Source organism: Streptomyces sp. NPDC052109, from assembly GCF_040680195.1.
Taxonomy (GTDB): Bacteria; Actinomycetota; Actinomycetes; order Streptomycetales; family Streptomycetaceae; genus Streptomyces.
Window position 1 is genome coordinate 1 of the sequence record NZ_JBFAWF010000074.1, and the last position, 1,310, is coordinate 1,310.

General features: G+C 66.0%; 1 protein-coding gene and 1 pseudogene. Both read left to right on the forward strand.

The window, feature by feature from the left end; all coding sequences use genetic code 11:
- Positions 1 to 560 precede the first annotated feature (560 nt).
- Positions 561 to 920, forward strand: coding sequence for a hypothetical protein (locus tag AB0L59_RS42245; RefSeq protein WP_365593534.1), 360 nt, complete (start codon positions 561 to 563; stop codon positions 918 to 920).
- A gap of 84 nt (positions 921 to 1,004) precedes the next feature.
- Positions 1,005 to 1,189: pseudogene (locus tag AB0L59_RS42250) on the forward strand (IS30 family transposase); the annotation flags it as partial.
- Positions 1,190 to 1,310 lie beyond the last annotated feature (121 nt).

Consider the following 1,310-nt stretch of genomic DNA (forward strand, 5'->3'; position numbering starts at 1 on the left):
ATGTCGCAATCCACACCAGGCCAGAAGGCCCTCACCCATTTCAAGATCTCTCAGCCGAGAACTGCGTCACCAACCTCCGTGGACAGAACACCTAGTGCTGCGCAGGCCTTCTGTTTCCGCCCAGCCGCCTGGTACTCCGACGGGGTGCGGGGGTCGCGGATGCGACACCGGAGACCACCTACCTATCGAGGTCCTGCGGTACCCGGGCTCGCGTCTCCCGCCCGGGCGATCCTGATGGTGCTCGACTCCTCCGTACTTCCCTCGGGAACCAATCACTTGCAAACAGGGACTGCATACTGCTGGTACTGCGACCGCGTCAACTGCGGTCCTGCTCACGGCGGCCCCTCGTCACTTCAGGCCGCCCGGTCCGGTCGTCAGAAGACCTGCGGCAGCCGGACAGCAGCCGGCCAATGCCTCGAAGCACGCCCCTGGCTCGCAGCCGCCGCACATGCGCACCCCTGACCTGTAGTGCGGCACCAGGGGAGCCGTATGCGCCCGTCTCACCCGGTTGTGCCATCGTCCAAGCCGCCCGGGCGGGCGGGTGCATAGAATCCGATCCCATGCCGAAACCTGACGAGCTGCTCGTTGCGATAGCCGCCCTCGTGGAATCCGGGCAGAGCAATCAGATGCCCCTGACCGTGGTCACCAGTGGTGCCGTCATCACCGGTCGGCTGGCTCCGGAAGCCATGTGGAGGCAGAGGGTGTTTGAGGTGCTGACGGACTCCGCCGACCTGGGCGAGTTCTCCGGCGTTTTCGACGCCCCCGCGAGGAAGGACGGGGCGCCCACGCATCTGCATTTCCACGTCGCCCGGATCCTGCAGGGTACGGTGGGGATCCCGGAGACAGGCGGGATGTACCGCGTCGCGATCGAGGACGTCAGTGCCTGGACCGTGGGCGACTTCAGCTACTCCGACCACTGACCCACCGACCCACGGCACACAGTGAGTCCCACCGGCGCGCTTCCCTTCCAGTGGTCGTCACAACACCCCAGTTCGAGGGGTGCGATGGACTTCGAGATCCGGAAGGATCGGCGGCTCAGGGGCCCAGGAAGCTGGACCGTGAGCGGGAGGAATACGGAATAGGGAACACGGAAGCCTGCCGGATCATCGGCATCAACCGCCGCACCGGCAAGCGTTGGCTCTACGGCCGGCAGGCATCCGGGAAGTACAAGGCAGCCCCGCCCGTCGTGGACGTACTGCGGCAGTACTTCCGACCTGTATTGGGGGTAGCGGTTTTCGTGATCGGGTTGGCCGCCCGTAACGTGCCGCAGGACGCCGGGCGGGCTGACTCGAGTACTTCCTGCCGCCCGC

Excerpts from the sequence above, each read along its gene's own strand:
- AB0L59_RS42245 (WP_365593534.1), top strand. The coding sequence starts at position 561 with ATGCCGAAACCTGACGAGCTGCTCGTTGCGATAGCCGCCCTCGTGGAA.